This window comes from Desulfoluna sp. (genome assembly GCF_030145185.1).
Lineage (GTDB): Bacteria > Desulfobacterota > Desulfobacteria > Desulfobacterales > Desulfolunaceae > Desulfoluna.
In genome coordinates, this window is record NZ_JAQYWB010000003.1 from 43,474 (window position 1) to 63,916 (window position 20,443).

The following is a 20,443-nucleotide window of genomic DNA, read 5'->3' on the forward strand; positions in this document are numbered from 1 at the left end:
GCCACTTTTGGATCGACGGTGGAGCACCGGTAACTCACGCACTTGCGACGCACGGTGCCGTACCTTACACGTCGCGCGAATGCGGACGCATTGCAGCCTCAAAAGACGAGAACCGATGCGCATTCGCAAACCAGCTTTCGAGGTGGCACACCTCGCCGCCGGAGGCACGCTTTTGTCCTTTCCTCTGTCCCTATAACGGGATGTTTCCGTGTTTTTTAGCGGGGCGGGTTTCGCGTTTCGAGCACATGATATCCAGGGCGTCGATGAGATGATTTCGGGTCTCCGACGGGAGGATGACGGCATCGATATAGCCCCTGGCCGCGGCGATATAAGGGGTGAGAAAGAGGTCGTTGTATTCGCTAATTTTTTCGTCTCGCATGGAGGCAGGGTTGTCGGCGCTGTTGATCTCTTTGCGGTGGATGACGTTGGCGGCTCCCTGGGCTCCCATGACGGCAATCTCCGCTGTGGGCCAGGCAAAGGCCATGTCGGCGCCTAAGTGGCGCGAGCTCATGGCGAGGTAGGCCCCGCCGTAATCCTTTTTGGTGATCAAGAGGAGCTTGGGCACGGTGGCTTCGGAGTAGCTCCAGAGAAGTTTGGCTCCGTGCCGGATGATGCCTCCCCACTCCTGCTGGATGCCGGGAAGAAAGCCGGGCACGTCGGCAATGGTTAAAAGGGGGATGTTGAAGGCGTCGCAGAAGCGGATAAAGCGGCTGGCTTTGTCCGAGGTGTTGATGTCGAGGCAGCCGGCCAGCACCTTGGGCTGGTTGGCGATGACGCCCACCGTCCGGCCTTCCAGGCGGATGAAGCAGGTGATGATGTTCGGGGCATAAAGGCTGTGAGGTTCAAAATAGGTCCCGTGATCGGCGATGGCCCGGATCAGGTCGAACATGTCGTAGGGCTTCATCGGGTTTTCCGGGATCAGGCTGTCGAGTTCGGGGCAGAGGCGATGGATCGGGTCTTCGGGGAGGATTCGAGGCGGTTCTTCCGTGTTGTTGGCGGGAAGGTACGAAAGAAGAGTTTTTATGCGGGTGATGCACTCCCCGTCGTCTTCGCAGGCGAAGTGGGCCACCCCGCTTTTGGTGCAGTGCGTCACGGCCCCGCCGAGTTTATCAAAGTCTACATCTTCCCCGGTGACGGACCGGATGACATCCGGGCCGGTGATGAACATGTGGCTGGTTTTTTTGACCATAAAGACAAAATCGGTCATGGCCGGGGAGTAGACGGCGCCGCCGGCTGTGGCCCCCATAATGGCAGAGATTTGGGGGATCACACCGGAAGCACCCGCGTTTCGGAAGAAGATCTCTCCGTATCCGGCCAGGGCATCCACCCCCTCCTGGATCCGGGCGCCGCCGGAGTCGTTCATGCCGATGATGGGGACCCCGGCTTTCATGGCCATGTCCATCACCTTGCAGATTTTTTTGGCATGCATCTCCCCCAGGCTTCCCGCTCGCGAGGTAACGTCTTGGGCATAGGCGAAGACGGGGCGGCCGTCCACCAGGCCGTGGCCGGTCACGACGCCGTCGGCAGGGATCTCCACCTGCTCCATGCCGAAGTTGGTGCAGCGGTGGGTGACAAAGCGGTCGATTTCCCGAAAGGAGTCCCTGTCAAAGAGGCGATCGAGACGTTCCCTTGCGGTGAGCTTGCCTTTGGCCGTGTGCTTTGCAACGGCCGAGGTGCCCCCCATGGATAGCGTCTTTGCGTCTTTCTCCTTCAGGTTGTGGATCATTTTCTGGACGCGATTCATGCGTTCTCCTTCAGGTTCCCAGTTGATGAGGATGATGCGCCTGGTGTACGGGCGACAATCGAGGTGAACATTATTATCATGAAAGTCGGGTCAGGGGAATGGTTCCCCCTATTTTATGGTGCTCCGGTCGCAGGGGATGGAAAAAAAAAGGCCCCGTTCACTGTGAACGGGGCCTTTTTATTTTTTATTTCGGTGCAGGGATTACCCGCAGAGTGCGAGGAGAACACCTGCGGCCACAGCGGAGCCGATGACACCGGCGACGTTGGGACCCATGGCGTGCATCAGCAGGAAGTTGTGGGGGTTCTCTTCAACACCCACGCCGTTGACCACACGGGCTGCCATGGGAACGGCAGAGACGCCCGCAGCGCCGATGAGGGGGTTGATCTTCTCTTTGCTCATGCGGTTCATCAACTTGGCCAGAAGGACCCCTGCCGCGGTTCCGATGCAAAAGGCAACGAGACCCAGAAGGAGAATCCCGAGGGTTTCAAGCTGTAAAAATTTTTCTGCGGCCAGCTTGGAGCCTACGGCGATACCCAGCAGGATGGTGACGATGTTGATGAGTTCGTTGGCCGCGGTCTTGGAGAGTCGCTCCGTCACACCGCACTCCTTGAGCAGGTTGCCGAACATCAGCATTCCGATCAGGGGGGTGGCGTCCGGCAGCAGCACGATACAGATCCCGAGCACCATGAGAGGGAAGACAATCTTCTCCACTTTATTGACGTGGCGAAGCTGTTTCATCTCAATGGCCCGTTCCTCCTTGGTGGTGAAGGCCCTCATAATAGGGGGCTGAATGATGGGCACCAGGGCCATGTAGGAGTATGCGGCAACGGCGATGGCTCCCAGAAGATCCGGCGAGAGCCGTCCCGCCAGGAAGATGGCCGTGGGGCCGTCCGCGCCTCCAATAATCCCGATGGCTGCGGCGTCCTGCAGGGAGAAGTGGATCCCGGGTACCACCTGGGTCAGCACCAGGGCGCCGATCAGGGTGGTAAAGATGCCGAACTGAGCCGCGGCTCCGAGGAGCGCGGTTTTCGGGTTGGCGATGAGGGGGCCAAAATCCGTCATGGCACCGACCCCCATGAAGATCAACAGGGGAAAGAGCCCTGTCTTGATCCCAAAGGCATAGATCAGCCCCAGAAATCCTTCCGGACCGGCGATGGCTGCCACCGGAATGTTGGCCAGAATGCCGCCGAAGCCGATGGGGATCAAAAGAAGGGGTTCAAAGCCCTTGCTGATCGCAAGCCAGATGAGGATCCCGCCCACGATGATCATGATGAGCTGGCCGATGCCCAGGGGAATCAGCTGGTGATCGCCGCTTTTTTTGTCGGCAAAAATCTCTTTGGCACCATTGACAAAGGCGTTCAGGCCCGTGCTTTTCCAGAGTTTTTCCACCTTTCCCATGGAGGCGTCCGAGGCATCCGAGGCGGGCGCCGGGGCCGGTGCGCTGGCTGCGCTCGCCATGGAGATCCCGGTGAAGAGGCAGAGAGCGAGAATCGCTGCCACAATCGCCAGGGGCCGGGTGGAGAACTTTTTTGTGTATCTCATATCTCGAGTCATGGTTCTATCCTGTCCATTCAGTCGTTGAAGGCATAAAGAGTGCGTGGGTCAATTACCTCAGGCAATGGTGACCAGGCTCTGGCCGGAGGCCACCTGATCGCCGGCAGAAACCGATACACAGGTCACGGTGCCGTCCACAGGTGCCTTGACCTCCACTTCCATCTTCATGGCTTCCTGAACGAGCAGGGTATCCCCGGCTTTTACGGCAGACCCATTGTCAACCAGGACTTTTATGACGGCACCGGGCATCTGGGCTGTCACCTCTTCCCCGGGGCCTGTGGGAGCCGCAGGGGCTGCCACGACAACGCCGGGAGCGCCTTCGGTTTGAATCTGGATGAGGAGCTGGTCAGCGTTCACCTGATCGCCGGTGGCGACAAGGAGCTCAACAACGGTGCCACCCATGGGGGCTTTCACCTCCACTTCCATCTTCATGGCTTCCTGAACAAGCAGGGTGTCTCCGGCGTTGACCTTCGTGCCTTTGGCAACCAGGATACGAACGACGGCGCCGGGCATCTGGGCCTTGACGGCTTCGATGGCGCCGGGGGTCGTGGTGACCGCCGCAGGCGCTGCGGCCAGTCCTTCAGCGACGTTGACGTTGTATGCCTTGCCGTTGACCACGGCGGTGTCGCCGTCGAGTTTGACGGTGTAGGTGCTGCCGCCTACCGTGACGGTGTAGCCTTCAGGGGCTGCTTTGGTTTCGGCTTTTGCCGCTTCAGGGACATTTTTGCGGACCCCGAGGGTGGCTTTGCCGAGGAGATAATTGATGCCCTTGTCACCGCAGGAGGCGGTGATGAAGAGGTTCTCATCGGTAACGGGCAGCCCGCTTTCTTCGAGTTTCTTCTGCGCACAGCCGAGTCCCTTGGTGGGGTCTTCTTCGTTGATATCTAAGGGGCTGCGTGTGGTGGGCTCAAGGCCCAGCTGCTCGGAGGCGATCTTGATGATCTCGGGATCGGGGGCGACCGGGGTCTTGCCGAAGTAGCCGAGGACCATTTTTCCGTAGCCTTCGGCGACTTTGTTCCATTTGCCCATCATGACGTTGTTAAACGCCTGCTGGAAATAGAACTGGCTGACCGGGGTCACGGAGGTGCCGAAGCCGCCGCGACGGACCACTTCGTCCATGGCTCCGATCACTTCGGGGAAGCGGTCCATGATGTTGTTGTCGCGCATCATCTGAGAGTTCGCCGTCAGGGCGCCGCCCGGCATGGGAGACCAGGGAATGATGGGCTCGACCGCTTTGGCTTCGGGAGGCAGGAAGTAGTCTTTCATGCACTCCTTGAACACTTCTTCGGCTTCGCGGATCTTGTCGATGTCCACGTCAAGCTCGTAGTCGGTGCCTCTCAAGGCATGCCACATCGTCATGATGTCTGGCTGGCAGGTTCCGCCGGAGCAGGGGGCCATGGAGAGGTCAATCACGTCGACGCCTGCCTCGATAGCGGCCTTGTAGCCGATGACACCGATTCCGGCGGTGTCGTGTGTGTGGAACTGAACGGGGATATCCGCAGGGATAATCTCCTTGGCCCTTTTGATGGTCTCGTACACAGTGGCCGGAAAGCTGGTGCCAGAGGCGTCTTTAAAGCAGATAGAGTGGTAAGGAATGTCTGCATCCATGATCTGCTTGAGCATGTTGACGTAGAAGTCTGCGTCGTGTGCGCCGGTGCAGCCGGGAGGCAGGGCCATCATGGAGATGACCACCTGGTGCTTGAGACCGGCTTCGGCGATGCACTGCCCGCTGTAGATGAGGTTGTTGACGTCGTTTAATGCATCAAAGTTACGGATGGAGCTGATTCCGTGCTTTTTGAACATTTCGGCGTGCAGCTTGATGACGTCCTTGGGCTGTGAGTCCAGCGCCACCACGTTGATGCCGCGGGCCAGGGTCTGCAGGTCTGCGTCGGGACCGGCCGTCGCGCGGAAACGGTCCATCATGTCAAAGGCGCACTCGTTGCTGTAAAAGTAGAGTGACTGAAAACGAGCGCCACCGCCTGCTTCAAAGTAGTTGCAGCCCGCAGCCGTTGCGGCTTCCACGGCGGGCATAAAATCGTCAGTAAAAACGCGCGCTCCGTAGACCGACTGAAAACCATCACGAAACGCTGTATTCATAAAACGAACTAATTTCTTAGCCATAATCTTTTATCCCCTTATTAGCTGCGCGCGCAGGCTTTAACAGCCGCAATGGCCACCGCGATCTCCGCCAGGTCATCTCCCGCCTGTTGGAATGTTGCGGCTCTTGGTTTTCCCAAAGGTCTACCCGTCACATCGGCATCGGTAAAACGCTTCAGTACCTTTGCCGAGATCATCATGGCAAAGACCAAGAGAGTCAGAAACGCGAAGACCACTCCCATGCCTGCAACCATCAATCCCAGACCTTCAACAATCATACTCTATCCCCTCCACATAATAATCGATGTCTTTCATCTTCGGCGCTTCATCTCAGTGTGATGAATACGTGGGGTCGACGGTGCGGCCGATACATCCCACGGAAGGCAAAGCCACGCCCGGTGCGAAAGCATCTTTTCTCATGATGATGCCTTAAAAAAGGGGCATCAATGTATGCCGAATGGCACCTGCCCGTATCCCATCGGGCAGGAGGCACTCACGCATCAATTTCTATATCAATAAGGAGAAATCATTCCCCTTAAAAAAGACAGCAGATAATGGATCCATGGAGGCAGTACTCCCTTATGGTGAAAATCATCACCTTGGAAGAGGCGCCCGTTTCTTTTTTTATCGTCAGACGTAGGCTGAATATGTCGTCCAGATCGAGGCTACGGCCATCGTGGCACTTAAAGTATATTACTAGAATCGAATAATTTGATATATTCTCAGGGTAATGTCAAGTAAAAAAATACTGTGCTATTGTAAGATGATACCTTGGAAATCACCTGGGACGAGGGGGGCGGTAACTTGGCAAGCCTCGGGAATCATGACCCCTTATCGGCTCGAAAACTCTGTTTTCGGTGGGCTGCGGGTGATGTGGATGTCGTCGCAGGGAGGAGGATAATGAATATGATATAGGTTAGTTATTTTTTTGCGAGGGGTGTGGCGAATTGATGAAAAAGCGGAAAGATATACGAGTAAACATCTTTCCGCTTGATAATCATCCGAAGACAGCCTGAAAGTTGTTGACGAGCCTCCATAAAATGCATTTTATTTGTACTTTTTCATGACCTTGGCAAATCCAGGGAGGGCTCCTGTGATCGTTTTTTCATCGACGCAGAAGGAGATTCGGAAATGGCCCGGGCCGACAAAGCCGCTGCCGGGGACGACAAGGATCAGCTCTTCTTGAAGTTCGCTCACAAAGGCGACATCATCGTCGATGGGGGCTTTGGGGAAGAGGTAGAAGGCGCCCTTGGGGGCTGTGAACTCGTAACCGGCGTCGGTGAGGCCGTCAACAAGCAGCTGGCGGTTTTTTTCATAAGGCGTCATGTCTACGTTGACGCCCTGAAGCTCTGCAATCACCCGCTGCATGATGGCCGGGGCGTTGACATACCCCAGGATACGGTTGCACAGGGCCAGTCCGCCCACGAAAATGCCCTTTCCTTCAAACCCAGGATGCATGGCGATGTAACCGATGCGCTCGCCGGGAATGGAAATATCCTTGGAGTAGGAGGTCACCACCACGCTGTTGACATAACTCGTCATGATTGAGGGCACGGAGATGCCGTCGTAGGTGATTTTTCGGTACGGTTCGTCGGAGATAAGAACAATGGGGTGGCCGATGTCCTGGCTTTTGCGTGCGAGCATTTCCCCTAAGGCATCAAGGCTGGCCTTGTCATACACCTGGCCGGTGGGGTTGTTGGGGGTGTTGATCAGGACCGCTTTGGTCTTTTTGCAGACGGCCTCCTCAAGGGTGGCCAGATTCAGGGTGAAGTCCGGATTGGTTTTGACAGCTTTTACCACGCCGCCGTGGTTGTCGGCGTAGAAGTTGTACTCCACAAAATAAGGCGCCGGGCAGATTACCTCATCCCCGGGGTCAAGGAGGGTCTTGAGGACCACATTCAAGGCACCGGCCGCTCCGCAGGTCATGATGATGTCGTTTTCATCTAAGGTGACCTCCTGCTGGGCTGAGACAAACTCAGCCACCGAGGCGCGGACAAAGGGGTACCCGGTGTTGGGCATGTAGGAGTGGATGCCTTCGCCCGACGACGCGGCCACCTTCATGAGGGTCTCTTTAAACGCCGCAGGGGGGGCCAGGTAGGGGTTGCCGAGGCTGAAGTCGTACACCTTGTCTGCGCCGTGCTCTGCCTTGAGGCGGGCCCCCTCCTCAAACATCTTGCGGATGAATGATGATTTCTCGATGGCACCCTTGATCTTTGTCGAAATGGTCATGGAATCCTCCGGTCCGTGGAATTTGAATGAAGCCTGATGAACCACGAAGCCCAAGAAGGACATGAAAATAACAGGGGGGTTCCTCGGGCGTGTGCTTCGTGGCGCAATGTTTTTTGCTGTCCAGCCGATCTGTTTGCAGCAAACCGAACGGGATGTTTGATGAGATCGACTGAAGTACTTTTATTTCACAGGATGCGGAAAGAAATCAAAGAAATTTATCCATGAAGCGGAATGGGGGAGGACAAATCGGGGAGGGGGCAGGGTAAATTTCTGAGAGTGTTGGGTCGGATCGTACGCGTGCGAACCGTCTTCGCGGGATAAGCCACCTTGATTCGAGACACATGGTGAGTAAGCATACCCTGCGCCTCGTAAAAGCATGATGAATACGAAGCGGTCCTCCGGGATACACGAAGGACGCTGCGTGTTCTTCACCGCTGCAACCCGTTCTCAAGGTGATTCTATTGGCAGTGGCGTCGCCACCCTTGCCACCAGAGGTCTTCTGGTTAAGGTCGTCAACAGCCAGCGTGAATCCAAATGAGTGTTGGAGTGCGCACAGGGTTCCCCCAATCAATGGGTCGTACAAAGGGTGTTCTGTTTTATAATGATAAAGCAGCACATCGGTCCCCACGTCTCCTGCAGTGGGGGAAGATGATACGGATCATGGCCTGTTAACCTGTTTTTGATCTGGCACATCTCGCCGGAGTCACCCAGGTTAAAGATACCTTTGGCCACAGGCTAGGTCATCAGCGAATGTGAACACCCTGAGGAACGAAGGGTGAGAGCATTCGCAACCTGCTTTCAAGGTGGCACACCTTGCCGCCGGAGGCTTGCTTTTAGATGATGTCGCCTTCCATGGCCGCGTAGAAGCCTTTTCGCCAATCCATGAAGCGGTCGTCTAAGATGGCCTGGCGGATTTCCCCCACGAGGTTCATGTAATAATGAAGGTTGTGGATGGTGTTGAGGCGATAGGACAAGAGCTCCTTGGACTTGTAGAGGTGGCGTAGATAGGCCCGTGAGTAGTTCCGGCAGGTGTAGCAGGTGCAGACCGGGTCCAGGGGTTTTTCATCGGTCCGGTAGCGCTGGTTGCCGATGTTTAAAGCCCCCTGGGAGGTAAAGAGTTTTCCGTTTCTCGCGTTTCGGCTGGGCATGACGCAGTCGAACATGTCGGCACCCATGGCAACCAGCTCCACGATGTCGGAGGGGGTGCCCACGCCCATGATGTACCGGGGCTTCTCTTCCGGCATGAGGGCCAGGGTGTGATCGCCCATCTCCATCATCAGCTCCTTGGGCTCGCCCACGGAGAGGCCGCCGATGGAGTAGCCGGGGAAATCAATGCCGCAGATCTGCTCCACCGAGGCGGTGCGCAGCTCCTTGTGCATTCCGCCCTGGACGATGCCGAAGGCGTTGTTTCTGAGGTCGGTCTCCTGCTGCCAGAAGTCGTAGCAGCGCCGGGCCCAGCGCGTGGTCAGCTCCATGGATTCTTTGGTGGCCTTATAATCAGAGGGGTAAGGCGTGCACTCGTCCAGACACATCATGATGTCTGAGTCGATGTGGTTCTGTACCTCGATGCATCGTTCCGGCGTAAAGACGTGTCGGGATCCGTCGATGTGGGATTGAAAAGAGACCCCCTCTTCGGTTCGCTTGGTGAGCTTGGCCAGGGAGAAAAATTGAAATCCGCCGCTGTCGGTTAAGATCGGGTGCTTCCAGTTCATGAAATCATGGAGACCCCCGAAAAGGTCGATCACATCCGTGCCGGGCCTTAAGTACAGATGGTAGGTGTTGCCCAGAATGATCTGCGCCCCCGCCTCCTCAAGATCCTCCACCGAAACGGCCTTCACAGACCCCACCGTGCCCACCGGCATGAAAATAGGGGTCTTGATCTCGCCCCGACGCGTTTTAATCGTGGCTGCCCTCGCCCGACACTCCGTCGACTGGGCTTCTTTGGTATATGTAAGTCTCATCGTCTTCCTTAATTTATTAAAAAGCTGCCTCCGGCGGCCAGGGGCTGAGCCCCTGGACCCCAGGTTGCGAATGCTCCCGACCCTCGTTCCTCGGGTCGATCACATCCGCTAAGGGCAATGTCCGGCTTTACAGCAGGGGGGTGGGTATATACAGCATAGTGTCGTGTTTCAAATAGCGTTTGGAGCGTTCTTGGGTTCATTGGTGGCATATTCGAAACCGGAGGGGATACGACACCGTATCCCCAGCCTTGCGGAGCTTGTAAAAATGCCCGTATAGTCATCAGCTTTGGTGGCGGGCGCAGCCCGCGGCGAACGCCATTGCGATTTGCCCTGAGGAATCCGCCTACGCCCGTGTCTGCGTGTCACCACCTATCCAACGTAGGTGGGCTAGGGTGCGACACGCGAAGGGCGAAGCGCAATGGCAACCTGCTTTCGAGGTGGCACACCTAGCCGCCGGAGGCATGCCTTTAGTCAATAAACATCGCGTCGCCGTAGCTGAAGAAGCGGTATTTTTGCTTAACGGCTTCTTCGTAGGCTCGGAAGATGGTGTCCCGTCCGGCGAAGGCAGAGACGAGCATGAGCAGGGTCGACTCCGGGGTATGGAAGTTGGTGACCATGGCGTCCACACATTTGAACTGATAGCCGGGGTAGATGAAGATGTTGCAGGGGCCAGCGTCGGGGGCGAGGGTACCGTCTTCGGCGGTGGCGAACTCCAGGGTGCGCACGGAGGTGGTGCCCACGGCGACCACGCGGCGGCCTTCGGCTTTGGCTTTGTTGACGGCGTCGGCCGTCTCTTGCGGGACTTCGTACCACTCGGTGTGGATGGCGTGGTCCCGGATATCGTCCACCCGGACGGGTTCGAAGGTGCCATAGCCCACATGGAGGGTGAGCTCGGCAATCTCCACCCCTTTTTCACGAAGGGTCTGCATGAGCGCGTCCGTGAAGTGGAGCCCTGCGGTGGGCGCGGCCACGGCGCCTCGGTTTTTGGCGTAGACCGTCTGGTAGGTCTTTTTGTCAAAGGCGTCGGCGTCCCGCTTGATGTAAGGGGGCAGGGGCATTTTTCCGTAGGCTTCGAGCTGGGCGTCGAAGTCGCCCTCGGTGAGAAACCGGAGGCGGTAGATACCCTGGTCAAAGTGCTCCACCACGGCCGAGAACCCGTCTCCAAAAGAGATGAGGGTGCCGGGTTTGACGCGCTTGGAGGCTTTGAGGAGGCATCGGCAGGAGAAGTCCCCGCTCGCATTTTTTGCAGCCATGCCTTCCCGGTAGTCCAGGATCAAGACCTCTACTTTTCCGCCGCTTGCTTTGTGGCCGATGAGCCGGGCGGGGATGACGCTGGTATTGTTCACCACCAGAAGATCCCCTTGATTAAGGAGGCCTTTGATGTCGGTAAAATGGCTGTGGTGAAGTGCACCGGTTTTGCGCTCCAGATGGAGGAGCCGTGAGTCGGTGCGGGTTTTTTCCGGGTGACGGGCAATGAGCGCCTCCGGAAGATCAAATTGGTAATCACTGAGTTGGTACATCTCTTACATATTCCCCAGGTAGACGAGGGCAAGCCCTCCAAGCATCATAAACAGTCCCATCCTTCGCAGGAGGTTTTCCGGCTGCGTGGCCAGGGTCAGAATGATCTGGCGTGCCTTGTTTGGGAATCCGAACCAGGGAAGTCCCTCGATGATCATCACCATTCCGATAACGCAGAGAAAATATTTCATAAGGCCTGTGTTGCGTTTGCTGGCATCCCGGTCAGGGTGGGCCACATGCGTGGGGTAGCCTGGACGGGATGACGGTTTCTGTATCCTTCATTAGGATGCCTCTGGACCCTGTTTCTACTGCGACGGGCCTGGCATGAACCGGCATCAAAACAGTTTGAAAACCTATATTTATAGTATGGGGTGCGGGGTTTGTCAAAATCAATATAAGCGGTGGGGCCGGAAGGGGCATTCAGAGGTGGGGCTTAAGGGGGGTATGCACCTGGAAAAGACGCCGAAGCACCCGTTTTCAAAGGGACTCCTTTGGCTGCTGGTCGGGTGTTTTTTGTTATCAAAAAGGTAACTGTTCAACCCATGAAAAGCAGCCTCCGGCGGCAAGGTGGCGCCACCTTGAAAGCGGGTTTGCGAATGCTCTATCGGTGTCGGAACTCTCAGTGCCTCGCATCCGCATTCGCGTGAAGTGCGAGGAAACGCACAGTGCGTAACAAACGCGTGGGCTGTAGGTGTTCAGAATCCAATTCAACCGTTGACTATAACCGGAATAACTCCGGCGGCAAGGTGGCGCCATCTTGAAAGCGGGTTTGCGAATGCTCTATCATTGTCGAAATTCTCAGGACCTCGCATCCACATTTTGTTCGACGTGAATCTGAGATAGGTATGAAGACCTGTTTATCAAACTTTTCAAAAGTTTGGTCCCCGGCAGGGCCGCCGGAGGCGTCAGCTCAATAGTGACTCAAAAAGAGCGGTATGGGCGAATAAGGGTTTGTCATGAAACCTTAAATCCATTATAATCCATACTTTTAAATATTCACCGGCCTCTTTTTGTGAGGGGCCGGTTCTTTATGATGGTACCGTCCCTGAAGTGGAGTCAGATATGGAATATGAAGTCGTCATTGGCCTTGAAATACACGCCCAGCTGAAAACCAACACGAAAATCTTCTGCGGCTGTTCCACCGCCTTTGGGGCGGAGCCCAACAGCCAGACCTGTCCGGTCTGTACCGGGATGCCTGGTGTGCTGCCGGTGTTGAACAAAACGGCGGTGGCCTATGCGGCCCGGGCCGGGGTGGCCACGAACTGCACCATCAATCGGGTGAACCGGTTTGCCCGGAAGAACTATTTTTACCCGGATCTGCCCCTGGGCTATCAGATCACCCAGTTTGCACTGCCCATTGCCGAGCACGGTCATCTGGATATCGAGCTGCCGGACGGCGGTACCAAGCGTATCGGCATCACCCGGATTCATATGGAGAATGACGCTGGCAAGCTTAACCACGATCCCATGCGTCCCATCAGCCTGGTGAACCTCAACCGGGCCGGGGTTCCCTTGATCGAGATTGTCTCCGAGCCAGACATGCGCTCCGCCGCAGAGGCCGGCGTTCTCGTGCGGAAGATGCATCAGCTCGTGCGGCATATCGGGGTGTGCGACGGCAACATGGAAGAGGGGAGCCTGCGCTGTGACGCCAACGTCTCCCTGCGTCCCAAAGGCCAGGAAGAGTTCGGGACCCGCACCGAGATGAAAAACTTAAACTCCTTCCGAAACATCGAGCGGGCCATTCGCTACGAGATCAGCCGCCAGACCGATATCCTGGATAACGGGGGCGAGGTGATCCAGGAAACCCGCCTCTGGAACGCCGACAAGGAGATCTCCACCTCCATGCGCAGCAAAGAGGATGCCCACGATTACCGGTATTTCCCCGATCCCGACCTCCTGCCCGTGGTGATCGATGATGCCTGGTACGATGAGATCGTGAAGAGCCTGCCCGAACTGCCCGATGCCATGAAGGCGCGTTACGTGGAAACCTTAGGTCTTCCCGTGGGCGATGCCGAGGTGCTGACCTCCACCCTCGAACTGGCCACCTATTTTGATGCCTGCCTGGCCGCACTGGGGACCCCAACGCCCAAACAGGCCAAGCTGGCAGCCAACTGGGTCATGGGCTCGGTGCTCGCCCTGCTGCACACCGAAGGCATGAGCCTGGCGACGGTCCCGGTTTCAGCCGACATGCTGGCCGGACTCCTCACCCTGGTGGAAAAAGACGTCATCAGCGGCACCATGGCCAAGACCGTCTTCGAAGAGATGGCGGCAACTGGCAAAGAGGCCAAAATCATTGTCGAGGAGAAGGGCCTCGCCCAGGTCTCCGATACCTCCGAGATCGAAGGCATCGTCGATACCATCCTCGCCAATAACCCCAGCGAAGTGGAAGCCTTCCGCGGCGGCAAGAAAAAGCTCATGGGCTTCTTCGTGGGCCAGGTCATGAAAGCCACCAAAGGCAAAGGCAACCCCAAGGTGGTGAATCAGCTCCTGGGCGAAAAGCTGAAATAGCGAAAAGATAAAAAAAAGCCTCCGGCGGCCCTGCCGGGGGCCAACCTTTTGCCTGATTTTATAAAGACGGGTTTGCCAAACAGGTTTTAAGGGATCCGTCGGTGGTGGGTGCCTTTCGGGTGATACTTTAAAGCCCCTGCTCTTCAAAGAGAGCAGGGGCTTTTTTTGTTGGCTATGGGGGGCTTTAAGGGGGCCGGTGGTGAATCAGCGCTTAGGCGAAAAGCTAAAAAAGTGCCTCCGGCGGCCCTGCCGGGGGCTAAACTTTTGCCTGATTTTATAAAGACGAGTTTAACAAACAGGTCTTAAATACATGTTTCTGATTTACGTCGACTCAGGCGCGTATGTGATTTGACCCGAGGCATCCGCCTTCGCCCGTATCTGTGTGTCATCACTCAATCCGCATCGGTGGGCTACGGCGCGACAAGGGATCCGTCTTCGCCTTCGGCTACGCCGTGACATGGGGGGAAAACGCATTCGCAAATCAGCTTTCAAGGTGGCCCACCTTGCCGCCGGAGGTTTTTTTTGCTGAACACGGCGCACCCAAGAGGGTGCTGTGGTGCATCGACTCCAATGCCAAAGCCCTGTCAGTGTTTCCGTTCGGCGGGAGCCATCTCTCTTCAATTTCTCAACGGTGTTGTTTTTCGGGCGCGCCGTGCTCCGTCGCGGCATTTACGTGATACCGGTGGGAGGGAGTCGTTCGTTGGGATGTGATAACGGATGCGAGGCAAGTTTTGGCTGTTACTGTGGTTCGGGCCGGGGCCAAGCCCTCAGCAAAAAAGCCGCGGCGAAACACCCGATACCCCTCGTCCCTCCACGTCTTCCCCGGCTGCACGGGAAAACGGATCCGATTGTGCCGTTTCTCAGTCCGATACTTGCCACCTTTTGTATCGCCAAGTGACCGGGGATCCATGCCTGGGTTTACGCCACACATCAACATGATGGAGGCCTTGGTCATCGTTTGGGCCGCGACCTTTAAAAAACCGAGAAAGACGAACCGAATCGGAGCGCCGCACTCCTGTGCGGCTTTTTAGTTCGTCGTTGTCCATGCTGCACCGGAGTGCGGCGTGCAAGGGGGATGCGAGGGAGAGTGCGCCTGCGCACCGCGAAGAATCGTAATGTTCATGAAAGCCCATCTACGGATGACCCGGACGCAGCATATAAATGGCGAGAGGTGTTGGTTTTCAGGACAAAGGAGGGGGTCGCCTGAGGTGGATTGGGCGGAAAGGGTGACAACGATGAAGTAACGATTTAGCTTGTGCCTCCGGCAGGACTGCGGGGGCACAAGCTCACCCGTTAAGAAAAATCAGCAAAAAAAAAGGCCCGCCAAATGGCGGGCCTTTCTTAATCAACTCAGCCGATCAGGGTTGCTTTAAATTAGAAAGCAACGTTGATTTTGGCGTAACCGTCGATTCGAGCATCTTTCATGTAGTCGAGATCCAGGGTAGCGATTCCGCAAGAGAGAGTTACAGCATCAGACGCTTTGAAATAAGCGTTGAGATCTGCTTCGTAGCCATCCTGGTTATTGCCAGCTGCGTTGTCGTCCAGATTGTCGAGGATTGCGGCAACAGCACCGTCAACGGAGATCTTTTCAGTCAGGCTTTTGGAAACGCCCACTTTGAAGAGGTTAGCACCGTCGATTTCAACGTTATCAGTTGCGATGTCCATGATGGCAAGCTCATCACCAGTTTTGAAGGCTTTGTTATCGTCTTCGGAGCTGTAGATACCGGCAACGGTAACACCAAGAGCTGCAACAGTGGTGTCAGCCTGTACGTAAAGACCATAGGTTTTCGCATCACGTGCTTCGTCATCTTCGTAAACTACTTCAGCGGTCAGGTCGACGTTGGCGATTTTACCGGTAGTGTAGACCATCATCTTGGTGTTGGTTTTGTCAGCCAGCTGCTTGTCCAGGTAGTAGAAGGCAGGTGTGATCTCGAAACCGCCAGCCTTAAGAGTAAGGGCAAGCTGATACGCATCGGTATCTTTGTCAACAGCATCGGTTTCGTCAATTTTTTGTGTCTTGGCAGTTACGGAACCGAAGGGGAGGTCCATGGTACCCTGGAGGAAGTATTCTTTGTCGGCATCATCGTTGAAAGCAGTACCAAAGCTGTTACCGTTTCCATCGATACCACCGGAGAAGGCGAAGCCGTTCCCGAAGTTGTGATCCATCTTGGCCGTGGTGACCTGGAGGTGGTTCTGAGCTTCACCTGAAACAGCAGAGCCTTCTTTTGTTGTATCGAAAGCTCCATCATCATCAGAATCTACAAGAACCTTTACAGGAACTGAATCAGTACCAACGCCTTTATCCCAGTTGTTGTCGAAGGCTTCAACAACGATAGTGGCTGAGGTGTTTTCATCAACGATGAACTGAGTTTTTACTTCAAAGTCAGATTCGTAAGTACTAACATCTTTCCCAGTATCAACGTAGTTACCTTTGATGAAAAAAGAACCGTTCATCTTTACTTCTGCGAAGGCAGGAGCAGCGATGAAAAGACCAGCGAGCATTGCAGCGAACACTTTCTTGAACATTTAAAATCTCCTTATCGTTCAGGTTTCGAGTCGTCCCCCGGCGCGTTGGCCTTGAAGCTTTTGGACAGGTCCCTTGAAGGCGCGTCAGACCGATCGTAGGCAGCAAGCACGAGAGTGCCGGATTTGACCATGTCTCCGATTTCACAGGAAAGGTGTCACATGTCTATTGAGGAAGATGCTCATAAAAATCAACGATTAACCTTCCGGCATGTGACAACAAAGCTGCTTGGCGGATCTTACAAAGTAACATTTCAATCATTGTTACCTTAATTAAGGTTATGTTTTTAAAAAATTTAATGGTGAATGTCAATATAATTTTATGATTTTTGAGGGGATTTCTGCTTGATGATCATCCATAAAAACAAAGGGATATACATAACATGTTCACTGATTAGAAAAAACTTCACCCCACGGGAATATGGTGATAGTCTCAAAAAATCGAAAAATTTTCATGTTGACACCCGAAATTATTAACCCTGCGGGTAAAGCAGCGATAGCTGATGAATGCAATCATTTTAATTAAACTGATATTTTCACCGCCTGATCTGCCATGCGTTAAATGGCCGGGTTGATACATTAAAATTGTATTTTTTATTTCAGGCTGGATGCGGTGTTTCTACCGAAGAGAGGATGGTTATGAATGTGTCTATAAAGAAGCGGGTTGTCGGCTTGATGACAACGATGGTGTTCCTGTTTGCCGGCGTGGCCATGGGGGCTCAGCCCTGTCTGTCCATTCATGAGGTGTCCTATAACGGACCCGAGTCGAGTCGGTATTTGAAAACTGGGGTTTCTCAGATGGTGGAAAACCATCTGGGAGAGGCCGGGGTCTCTGTTCAGGACACCTGCGAGGGCGGAGCCCTGGCGATCAGTGTCACCCTGTTCGGAGGGACGGCCAACCTGGGGGCGAGCATTGAGAAGACCGGGTATCACTTCTCCCGTTCGGGGACGGAAGCGGAGTTGATCGGCTTTGTTCAGGAGCTCGCCAGCGAGGTGGCCGGAAACATCACCGGAACGGTTCCCCCGTCTTCTGTCCCGGCCTCTGATAAAAAGGCAATACGACCCACGGCTCCTGTGCCAGTGCCCTCGGTCGAAGCCTATCGAAGTGATGTGTTTCCCTTGCAGATCCAGAGTGTGGCCATGGGGGACCTTGACGGGGACGGCGTCATGGAGGCCGTGGCCGCTTCTCAGGGAACCCTGCAGCTCCTGTCGGTTTCCCCTGATGCCATTGCCGAGACGGCGCGCGTGAGCTTGCCCCATTACCTGAAGCCCGTGCGCCTGGATCTCCTCGATTTTGATGGGGACGGAAAACCCGAGGTGATTTTGTCCACCCTGCATGCCGCGAGTCAGGCTCCGTTGTCTTTGGTGTATCGGCATGATGGGACCACCCTGGTTCAGGTCGGGAAAGCTGCCCCATTTATGACCGCTGTGGTCAATCTTCCTGAAGGGCACGGGCGCGGTTGTATCGCTCAGAGGCTTCAGGGAATCGATTTCTGGGGTGATATCTATCAGGTGACTCTCGAGGCCCAGGGCTTGGCGTTGGGGCAGCCACTGGACATGGGGGATGACTTTACCCTTTTGGGCTGGGGCCGGGCACCGGTTCAAAAAAGTGAGGAACAGGGTCTGTACCGGCTCTCCGAGGAAGGACGCCTTGGGTTTTGGAACGACACCAAGACCAGTGTCTACCGAAGCGATGAAAACTTTGGCGGGTCCCAGATTTTTCTCTCCAAAACAGAAGGGTCGAATGAGCAGGAGGAGCGTCGGTACCTTGTGTCCCGGGTGCAGGCCGTGGAGACGGACCTTATTAAAGGGGTGGGGGTCTCGCAGAACAAAGACGCCCTGGGGCATTTATTCCAGGGTATGAGGCGATACAAAGACGGCCGCGTGGTGGTCATGGGCTGGAATGGGTATGAGCTGGCCCCCCTGGCGACCACGCCTTCATTCAAAGGCTTTATTTCCGACTTTAGCGTTGTGGACCGTAACGGAGACGGCGAGCTGGAGGCTTTCTTCTCTGTCGTGAACAAAAAGGGGGGGCTTTCCGGAAAAGCGCGTTCCTATTTTGTTTTGTCTCCTCTGAAGTAATGTTCTGAAGGACGTTCTTTCGGGAACACCTGATTTGACGTGGAAAGATGGCGTCACCCCAAACGGGGGGTGACGCTATTTTTTTTGTGCGCGGAGGGGCCGGGCATTTTTGAGGCGCACCCCTTGCGTTGCGTGGGATGCTTGTCGGATAAATGTGAGCGACTGGGGCTTAAATAAGATAAAACTCTGGAAATAAAGGGTAAGCGGTGCTTTTTGCCGTGGCGAATGATCATCTGCGTTGATGAAGGTCCTAAATTCAACTTGACAAATGGGGTCGTCTTTCCTATTCATCTACTTTAATAATATTCACCTCGCACATGAAGTAAATGTGAAGCACATTTATTCAATTATATTTCCAAGTCATTTTTTTCTCTAACGAAAGGAGACGTGCACATGTCCAATTTAGTTGCTCCCCATGGCGGAAAAGGTCTTACTATTTGCCTTCTTGAAGGGTCTGAGAAGGAAGCGGAACTGAAAAAAGCGGAAGGTCTCAAAAAGATTACCATCAGCCCCCGTGCTGAAGGCGACCTTATTATGATGGGTATCGGCGGCTTCAGCCCCCTGACAGGTTTTATGGGTAAGGCTGACTGGAAAAGCGTTTGCGATAACTTTCTGATGGCTGATGGTACCTTCTGGCCCATCCCCGTAACCCTCGACGCTTCCAAAGAAGACGCAGCCGCCATCACCGCGGGTGACGAGGTTGCACTGGTAACTGCTGCCGGCGAGATTATGGCCACCATGAAGGTCTCCGAGAAATTTGAGATGACCGAAGCGGACAAGCGTTACGAGTGCGAGAAAGTCTTCATGGGCGAAGGCACTCCGACTGCTGAAGAGTTCTGGAAAATTGCCGAAGAAGATCACCCCGGCGTTCAGATGGTCATGAACCAGAAAGAGTTCAACCTGGCCGGTACGGTTAAGGTTCTCTCCGAAGGCGAATACCCCGAGAAGTACAAAGGGGTTTACCTCACTCCCGCAGAGTCCCGTGCTATCTTTGACGAGCGTGGATGGAGCACCGTTGCAGCCCTTCAGCTTCGTAACCCCATGCATCGTTCCCATGAATATCTGGCAAAGCTTGCCGCTGAGGTGTGTGATGGCGTGTTCATCCACTCTCTCGTGGGTAACCTCAAGCCCGGGGATATTCCTGCGGAAGTTCGCGTTAAGTGCATTGATACCCTCGTAGACAAGTATTTCGTTAAAGAGAACGTTCTGCAGGGTGGATACCCCTTGGATATGCGTTATGCCGGTCCCCGTGAAGGACTCCTCCACGCCACCTTCCGTCAGAACTACGGTGTCTCCAAGATGATCATCGGCCGTGACCATGCAGGTGTTGGCGATTTCTACGGCATGTTCGAAGCTCAGGATCTTTTTGATAAGATTCCCCAGCCCGAAGAAGCCGGCAAGCGTCTCCTCTGCGAGCCCCTGAAAATCGACTGGACCTTCTACTGCAAGAAGTGCGACGGTATGGCTTCTCTGCGTACCTGCCCCCACGGCAAAGAAGACCGCGTGATTCTTTCCGGCACCATGCTTCGTAAAGGCCTCTCCGAAGGGACCGTGATTCCTGATCACTTCGGTCGTGAAGAAGTTCTCGTTATTCTTCGCGCCTACTATGCCGGTCTGACTGAAAAAGTTGAGATCAAAACCCACGCTGCCGCTCTCGGCAAATAGCATGGGCTTTCACCCCTGACAGGGTGATATCGTTTGTTTGAAAAAGGGCGGTGCAGCAATGCACCGCCCTTTTTGTATTTATCGGAGAAGTAAGGGTCATTCTGGGGTCCTGGTCATTAACCTGAGAAAGGGTCTGGATTCAGACGTTTCATCCTTCCTCCGGGTGACCGCAATCTTTTTAAAATTCGCTTGTCAAACCTATCGAAAAAAATGGGCTAAAGTCCGCTGGAGGCACAAGCTGAATAGGAACTGTTATTGTAACTATTCAGCGATCCATTTTTTCTTTATGGCCCCCGGTCTGACATCACCCTACGCTTTTCGTCTTTCCCGCGCAGGCGGGAATCCATGTATGAAAATCCGTATCGTCCTCATTTTTACAATGACGTACCGGGTGGATGCATAGGGGTGCGCCGTGCGCACCGTCAGGCGTATCGTAAACCGGAAACACCGCATTTTGAAATAAGACTCGTGGTCATCGTTAACTTGCGAGGCTGAGGGTCCTCTCTACGGTAGAAGGTGCGGGAGCCGCACCCTAGGCGGTGATGAAAAGACGCGACGTATT

The 20,443-nt window shown here is 55.0% G+C and carries 12 protein-coding genes; 3 read left to right on the top strand and 9 right to left on the bottom strand.

The genetic code is table 11. The features are described 5' to 3' along the window. Nucleotides 1-190 precede the first annotated feature (190 nt). From Q1Q75_RS01305 to Q1Q75_RS01340, 8 genes are all read right to left on the bottom strand, one after another. Entirely contained in the window at nucleotides 191-1,744 is a 1,554-nt protein-coding gene (locus Q1Q75_RS01305; RefSeq protein WP_300667201.1) for a carboxyl transferase domain-containing protein, read from the bottom strand. Between the two features lie 201 nt (nucleotides 1,745-1,945). After that, on the bottom strand, nucleotides 1,946-3,298 hold the full coding sequence (locus Q1Q75_RS01310; RefSeq protein WP_300667202.1) for a sodium ion-translocating decarboxylase subunit beta: 1,353 nt from the start codon (nucleotides 3,296-3,298) through the stop codon (nucleotides 1,946-1,948). Between the two features lie 57 nt (nucleotides 3,299-3,355). Beyond that, nucleotides 3,356-5,419: a biotin/lipoyl-containing protein gene (locus Q1Q75_RS01315; RefSeq protein WP_300667203.1), complete on the bottom strand. Its 2,064-nt coding sequence runs from the start codon at nucleotides 5,417-5,419 to the stop codon at nucleotides 3,356-3,358. A 17-nt stretch (nucleotides 5,420-5,436) separates the two neighbouring features. Beyond that, nucleotides 5,437-5,673, bottom strand: coding sequence for an OadG family transporter subunit (locus Q1Q75_RS01320; protein WP_300667204.1), 237 nt, complete (start codon nucleotides 5,671-5,673; stop codon nucleotides 5,437-5,439). Between the two features lie 769 nt (nucleotides 5,674-6,442). Further along, entirely contained in the window at nucleotides 6,443-7,624 is a 1,182-nt protein-coding gene (locus Q1Q75_RS01325; protein ID WP_300667205.1) for a pyridoxal phosphate-dependent aminotransferase, read from the bottom strand. Between the two features lie 833 nt (nucleotides 7,625-8,457). Then, nucleotides 8,458-9,585: a tRNA guanosine(34) transglycosylase Tgt gene (gene tgt / locus Q1Q75_RS01330; protein WP_300667206.1), complete on the bottom strand. Its 1,128-nt coding sequence runs from the start codon at nucleotides 9,583-9,585 to the stop codon at nucleotides 8,458-8,460. Between the two features lie 467 nt (nucleotides 9,586-10,052). Then, the gene (gene queA / locus Q1Q75_RS01335; RefSeq protein ID WP_300667207.1) at nucleotides 10,053-11,105 is read right to left on the bottom strand and encodes a tRNA preQ1(34) S-adenosylmethionine ribosyltransferase-isomerase QueA; all 1,053 of its coding nucleotides are present in this window, start codon (nucleotides 11,103-11,105) and stop codon (nucleotides 10,053-10,055) included. Between the two features lie 3 nt (nucleotides 11,106-11,108). Continuing rightward, nucleotides 11,109-11,294: a DUF2065 domain-containing protein gene (locus Q1Q75_RS01340; RefSeq protein WP_300667208.1), complete on the bottom strand. Its 186-nt coding sequence runs from the start codon at nucleotides 11,292-11,294 to the stop codon at nucleotides 11,109-11,111. 871 nt (nucleotides 11,295-12,165) lie between these two features. Here Q1Q75_RS01340 and gatB point away from each other — a divergent pair. Next, the gene (gene gatB / locus Q1Q75_RS01345; RefSeq protein WP_300667209.1) at nucleotides 12,166-13,611 is read left to right on the top strand and encodes an Asp-tRNA(Asn)/Glu-tRNA(Gln) amidotransferase subunit GatB; all 1,446 of its coding nucleotides are present in this window, start codon (nucleotides 12,166-12,168) and stop codon (nucleotides 13,609-13,611) included. Nucleotides 13,612-14,985: 1,374 nt separating this feature from the next. On the opposite strand, the gene Q1Q75_RS01350 is transcribed toward gatB, so the two are convergent. Further along, nucleotides 14,986-16,137: a hypothetical protein gene (locus Q1Q75_RS01350; protein WP_300667210.1), complete on the bottom strand. Its 1,152-nt coding sequence runs from the start codon at nucleotides 16,135-16,137 to the stop codon at nucleotides 14,986-14,988. 636 nt (nucleotides 16,138-16,773) lie between these two features. On the opposite strand from Q1Q75_RS01350, the gene Q1Q75_RS01355 reads away from it, so the two are divergent. Together Q1Q75_RS01355 and sat are read left to right on the top strand one after the other, a co-directional pair. Continuing rightward, nucleotides 16,774-18,216, top strand: a complete 1,443-nt coding sequence (locus Q1Q75_RS01355) for a VCBS repeat-containing protein (protein WP_300667211.1) — start codon at nucleotides 16,774-16,776, stop codon at nucleotides 18,214-18,216. 393 nt (nucleotides 18,217-18,609) lie between these two features. Next, the gene (gene sat / locus Q1Q75_RS01360; protein WP_300667212.1) at nucleotides 18,610-19,881 is read left to right on the top strand and encodes a sulfate adenylyltransferase; all 1,272 of its coding nucleotides are present in this window, start codon (nucleotides 18,610-18,612) and stop codon (nucleotides 19,879-19,881) included. Nucleotides 19,882-20,443 lie beyond the last annotated feature (562 nt).